At 72.8% G+C, this 4,928-nt stretch carries 12 protein-coding genes; 4 read left to right on the forward strand and 8 right to left on the reverse strand.

Annotated features, from left to right (window positions below; translation table 11 throughout):
• The 4 genes from DY240_RS11640 to DY240_RS11655 form a co-directional block, all read right to left on the reverse strand.
• On the reverse strand, positions 1-208 hold a 208-nt coding region (locus tag DY240_RS11640; protein WP_199701343.1), incomplete at its 3' end, for a hypothetical protein.
• Position 209: 1 nt separating this feature from the next.
• Positions 210-389 carry a hypothetical protein gene (locus tag DY240_RS11645; protein ID WP_119660062.1) on the reverse strand — a complete coding sequence of 60 codons (180 nt, stop codon included), beginning with the start codon at positions 387-389 and terminating at the stop codon, positions 210-212.
• Positions 386-706 (reverse strand): Asp23/Gls24 family envelope stress response protein, encoded by a 321-nt coding sequence (locus DY240_RS11650; protein WP_199701344.1) that lies wholly within the window; start codon positions 704-706, stop codon positions 386-388. Before DY240_RS11650 ends, DY240_RS11645 begins: the two co-directional genes overlap by 4 nt.
• A 5-nt stretch (positions 707-711) precedes the next feature.
• A complete protein-coding gene (locus DY240_RS11655) occupies positions 712-1,188 on the reverse strand; it encodes an Asp23/Gls24 family envelope stress response protein (RefSeq protein WP_119660064.1) in 477 nt (158 codons plus the stop codon).
• 109 nt (positions 1,189-1,297) lie between these two features.
• On the opposite strand from DY240_RS11655, the gene DY240_RS11660 reads away from it, so the two are divergent.
• From DY240_RS11660 to DY240_RS11675, 4 genes are read left to right on the forward strand one after another with little or no spacing between them, the layout of a single operon-like run.
• Entirely contained in the window at positions 1,298-1,861 is a 564-nt protein-coding gene (locus DY240_RS11660) for an RNA polymerase sigma factor (protein ID WP_199701345.1), read from the forward strand.
• The gene (locus DY240_RS11665) at positions 1,852-2,331 is read left to right on the forward strand and encodes a hypothetical protein (RefSeq protein ID WP_119660066.1); all 480 of its coding nucleotides are present in this window, start codon (positions 1,852-1,854) and stop codon (positions 2,329-2,331) included. The genes DY240_RS11660 and DY240_RS11665 overlap by 10 nt, the downstream gene beginning before the upstream one ends.
• A gap of 56 nt (positions 2,332-2,387) precedes the next feature.
• Positions 2,388-2,627, forward strand: coding sequence for a type II toxin-antitoxin system ParD family antitoxin (locus DY240_RS11670; protein WP_119660067.1), 240 nt, complete (start codon positions 2,388-2,390; stop codon positions 2,625-2,627).
• On the forward strand, positions 2,624-2,947 hold the full coding sequence (locus DY240_RS11675) for a type II toxin-antitoxin system RelE/ParE family toxin (RefSeq protein WP_119660068.1): 324 nt from the start codon (positions 2,624-2,626) through the stop codon (positions 2,945-2,947). Before DY240_RS11670 ends, DY240_RS11675 begins: the two co-directional genes overlap by 4 nt.
• Positions 2,948-2,996: 49 nt before the next feature.
• Here the strand turns inward: DY240_RS11675 and DY240_RS11680 are convergent, their stop codons facing one another.
• The 4 genes from DY240_RS11680 to DY240_RS11695 form a co-directional block, all read right to left on the reverse strand.
• Entirely contained in the window at positions 2,997-3,428 is a 432-nt protein-coding gene (locus DY240_RS11680; RefSeq protein ID WP_119660069.1) for a hypothetical protein, read from the reverse strand.
• Positions 3,425-3,856: a hypothetical protein gene (locus DY240_RS11685; protein ID WP_119660070.1), complete on the reverse strand. Its 432-nt coding sequence runs from the start codon at positions 3,854-3,856 to the stop codon at positions 3,425-3,427. The genes DY240_RS11680 and DY240_RS11685 overlap by 4 nt, the downstream gene beginning before the upstream one ends.
• An 8-nt stretch (positions 3,857-3,864) precedes the next feature.
• Positions 3,865-4,422: a pyridoxamine 5'-phosphate oxidase family protein gene (locus DY240_RS11690; protein WP_119660071.1), complete on the reverse strand. Its 558-nt coding sequence runs from the start codon at positions 4,420-4,422 to the stop codon at positions 3,865-3,867.
• 67 nt (positions 4,423-4,489) lie between these two features.
• Positions 4,490-4,928 (reverse strand): cupin domain-containing protein (locus DY240_RS11695; RefSeq protein WP_147375296.1); only part of this gene is annotated, 439 nt, incomplete at its 5' end.

A 4,928-nucleotide genomic window follows, 5' to 3' on the forward strand; every position in this document is an offset into this window, starting at 1 on the left:
GCCGCGCGTGCCGGCCGATCACGCGCGCGTCGGCGTGCGGCAGCCGCCCGCCGCCGAGTCGGGCCCACACCGTCTCGTGCTCCGCGCGGCCGGCCACCGACGCCGCGGCCCGTTCGGCGATCTTCCGCACCACGCGCTCGTGGATCACGAGCCGGCCGCGGGCGTCGATCTCGGACCCGGCGCCCGCCGCCTTCGCCCCCGCCGTCATCTCACTCCCGGTCCCGCCCGCGCAGCACGGCCGTCACGTCGATCTCGCCGGACACCTGACCGGCGACGGCGGCACCCAGCAGGCCCAGCAGCACCGCGACGACGAAGCCCCAGAAGCCGCCCGCCGCCGCGGCCACGCCGAGCAGCAGGCCGGTGAACAGGCCGATGGTCACCGTGTTCACGTCCCACCTCCGGTATCCATGGGCTCGCCCGGGCCGGCGATGTCGTCGACCACCACGTGCACCTCGCCGGGAACCAGCCGCGCCACGGCCCGCCGGACGGCGTACGCGGTGGCCGGCACCGGAGTCGCCCACTGAAGCACTACGTGCACCTCGGCGTTGCCGCGGTCGTCGATGCGGACCCCGGGCACCCGCCGGCCCGCCAGGTGCGTCGCGACCTCGCCGAACAGTCCGGCGTAGAGCCCGGTCACACCCGGCACCGCCCGGACCGCCGCCGCGACGACCTCGGCCGGGTCCGGCTCGGTCCCGGCCGGCTCCATCGAGATCATTCGACCCGGCTCTCGCGCTGCTCGCCCTCGTCCTCGCCCTCGAGGTAGACGTCGTTGACGGTGACGTTGACCTCGGTGACCTCGAGCCCGGTCATCCGCTCGACCGCGGCGATGACGTTGCGCCGGATGCCGGTCGACAGATCCACGACGGACACGCCGTACTCGGCCACGATGTCGATGTCGATGGCGGCCTGACGCTCCCCGACCTCGACGGAGACGCCCTGCTGCAGGTTCGTGCGCGAACCGGGGATCCGCTCGCGGATCGCGCCGACCATCCGGGCGGCACCGCCGCCGAGGTCGTGCACGCCGGACACCTCGCGCGCGGCGATCCCGGCGATCTTCGACACGACGCTGTCGGCGATGGTGGTGCGGCCCAGCTCCGTCACCAAGGGACCCTGCCCGGCCTCACGCGCGGCCGGCGCCGTCGCGCCACCGCTCCCCGTCGCCGACACGTTCGGCCCGTCCGTGGTCATCGTGGCCCTCCCCCTGATCGCTGACCGCTCGCGCGGCTGACAGTGGTAAGACACCCGCACCCGGCCGGACGTCACGCATGTTTCCCGACATTCCGGTCACCTGTCTGATGTGAGCGATGGGTCCGGGACGCCGGAGGGCCTGGACGACCTCGTGCTGGCCCGGCGCGCGGGGCTGGGCGACCGGGTGGCCTTCGGCGTCATAGCGCGGCGGCACGGCCCGGCCATGTACCGGCTCGCCCGCCGGGCGCTGCTCGACGACGGTGACGCCGAGGAGGCGGTGCAGGACGCGCTGCTGGCGGCCTGGCGGCATCTGGCCGACTTCCGCGGCAACGCGGCGCTGCGCAGCTGGCTCCTGCGGCTCACCCTGAACAAGGCCCACAACGTGCGGCGCAAGCGCCGGCCCGTTCCCACGGAGGCCGGCGAGCACGAGACGCTCGTCGACGCCGCCGGCGACCCGGCTCGTGGCATCATCGAGAACGAGCTGGTGGCCGCGCTCGACGGTGCCCTGGCCGGCCTCCCCGAGCCGCAGCGGGTGGCCTGGCTGCTCCGCGAGGTCGACCAACTCAGCTACGAGGAGATCGCCGAGATCATGCACACCTCACGCGACATCGTCCGCGGCCTGCTGCACCGGGCCCGGCGGCGCCTGGCGGAAAGGCTGGCCGCATGGCGCTGAGCTCCGGTCCGGGTTCGAGCTCGGGTTCGGGCGACGGGCACGAGCCCGGGACCGCCGTCGTCGACCGCGCCGCGTCCGCACTGCGCGCCTACACCGACCACGGCTGGACGACGGCGTCGCCACGGATCCTGCAGACCGTCCTCTCCGCCACCCGCCGGTCGCGCCCGGTGCGTGCCCGCGACGAGGCCGGCGACTTCCACGTCAGCGACCAGGTGGTCACGACCTACCTCCAGGCCGCCGTCGACAGCGTCGACGGGGCACAGGCCACGCACGTCAGACTGGACCTCGACGGCGACGTCCTGACCTCGTTGCGGGTCACCATCGCCGTCACCTACCCGGAACCGGTCCATCCGCTCGCCGAGTCCGTCCGGCGGGTAGCGCACGAGACGGTCCGCTCGGTCCTGGGCGAGGCCGCCCCGCCCCTCCCCCTCGGCCGCATCCACATCCACATCGGCGACGTCGACCACTGACCCGGCGACCTCAGCGCGTCATGGCAATTCTTGCCATGCGGCGCTAGCCTCATGGTGTGAGCACGATGAACATCTCGCTCCCCGAATTACTCAAGGCGTTCGTCGAACAGCAGGTCGCCGAGCGCGGCTACGGCACCAGCAGCGAGTACGTGCGCGAGCTGATCCGCAGGGACCAGGACCGCCAGCAGCTGCGCGCGCTCATTCTCGAGGGCGCCACCTCGACACCGGCCGGCGTCGCCGACGCCGCCTACTTCGAGGGACTCCGCTCCCGTATCGGGCCCTCGCCCGAGGGGTGAGCGGCAAGCCCGTCCTCCTGCGCGAGCAGGCCGCCCAGGACGTCGACGACGCGATCTCGTTCCTCCTGAAAGAGCACGCTCGGGAGCGGGCTCTCGACTTCATCGACGCGCTCGAGCGCGCGTACGGCCTGGTCGGCCGCCATCCCGGGGCGGGATCGACGCGCTACGGCCACGACCTGGACCTCCGCGGCCCCCGGACGGTCCCGGTCAGCGGCTTCCCGTACCTCGTGTTCTACGTCGAGCGCGACGATTACGTCGATGTGTGGCGGGTTCTCCACACGAAGAGAGACATCCCCTCATCGTTCGCCAGCCGCGAGTAAGCGACGTCGACGGCTGAGTATTCGTGTTCGCCATGATCGAGCGCCGCAGTCAGTGGCCGGTCCGGGTGGCTCGGGCGCGCTCGTGCCGGCGCCAGAGCTCGACGCCAGCCTTGCCGCCGATGGCGCAGACGACGCCGCAGCCGAGGGCGATCACCGCCATCGCGACGTCCCACCCCAGAGGCAGGATCAGCGCAGCCAGGGCGACGGGCCCGGCCGACACCAGGCCGGCCAGGGCGTAGGCGCCGTACCGGCGAGCGACCGACGCATCGGCCGGCAGCCGCCGCTCGGCCCGGGCAGCGACCGGCAGGCCGACGACAAGGACCGCGATGAGCCAGATCGGCGTGGCGACGGCGATCGCCAGGAGCAGGAATCCGGGCAGGTTCAGTGCGACGACCACCGCGACCTGCGCGAGGAGCAGCGTGACGTACGAGCCGGCCAGGCCCGCCAGCGCAGCCCGGGACCCGAGCCGCGGGTCCGTCACTGGGCCACCGCCATGTGGCGGGCCTTGCAACGACGACGGAGCTCGACACCGGCCTTGCCCCCGAGCGCCGACGCGAAGGTCGCCGGCAGGAAGATCGGATGCACCAGGAACAGCAGCCCGCCCGCCACCAGGCCCGCGACGGAATACGGCACGAGCCGGCGCCCCCACGAGGCGTCCATCCGGGTCCGGCGCTCGATCCAGACGGCCGCCGGAAGTCCGATGAGGACGAAGCCGGCCAACCAGACCGCTCCGGCGTAGATGACGAGGACGGTCAGCAGCCCGTCGGGGTCGGACCAAACCGAGGCGCCGTCGTCGGCGTCCAGATCGACGGCCAGGACGACCGCCAGCAGCATGGACGCGAACGACGCGATGGCCGCGGCGACGCCGTCGTGAAGATCCAGTCTCTGGTGGTCCACGCCGGCGCCCATGGGTCACCTCACACGGGGTCGTAGTCGAAGGCGGGGAGGCCGTCGAGGCTGACGCGGTTCTTCTTGCGCCGGTACTCCTGCCGCCCCTCGACGCCCTTGCGCTCCATGTGCGGCGGAAGCAGGTCGCGCTCGCCGGCGTACTCCATCAAGGGGACGCCGTAGCCGCAGGAGTCGGACACCCGGTGCACGTCGACGACGATGACGGCCCGCGCTCCGCGCCGCTCGGGGAACAGCTCCACGAGCGAGGCGAACTCGTCGTCGTAGAGGGTGACGAAGCGCCCGGTCCCGTGCAGCCGCACGACGTTCGGCGGGCCGGAGAACGCACAGAACATCAGCGTGATGCGGCCGTTCTCGCGCAGGTGGGCGATGGTCTCGGCACCGCTGGCGGTGTAGTCGAGGTAGGCGACCGTGTGCTCGTCGAGCACGACGAACGACCCGCCGATGCCCTTCGGCGAGACGTTGACGTGGCCGCCCGGCCCGCTCGGCGCCGTCGCGACGAAGAACACCTGCTGCGCCTCGATGAAGTCGCGGAGCCGGCCGCTGATCGATTCATGAACCTTGCCCACGCTTGCACCTTACCGACGCCGGACCCGGCAGGCAGCGACGCCGATCACAGGTGGACGGCGTGCAGTGTCACTGTTCGAGGACGAACCAGATGCCGACGGCCGGCTCGGCGCCGTCGTTGCGGTACGAGTGCGGCGTCGTGGAGTCGAACGAGACGGAGTCGCCGGCACGCAGGTGGTGCTCGTCGAAGCCGAGCGTCAGCACCAGCTCGCCGCTGAGGACGTGCCCGTACTCCGTGCCCGAGTGCCGCATGAGCAGCCCGGCGCCGGACGACGACGAGCCGCCCGGCTGGTAGGTGATGCGCAGGAAGTCGGTGTGCACCTCGGGCACCTGACCGAGCAGCTCCCAGGTGACCCCGGAGTCCAGCGTCAGCACCTCGCGTTCGGCCGCCCGCACGACCGGCCCGATGCGACGGCGGGCGGCGCCGAGCGCCTGCAGGCCGCTGATCGTCTCGGGCACGGAGACCGGCGGCGCCGCGGCCGCGCCGTCGGCCGGCGCGGGGCCCGCG

The sequence above is a fragment of the Jiangella rhizosphaerae genome (assembly GCF_003579925.1).
GTDB lineage: Bacteria > Actinomycetota > Actinomycetes > Jiangellales > Jiangellaceae > Jiangella > Jiangella rhizosphaerae.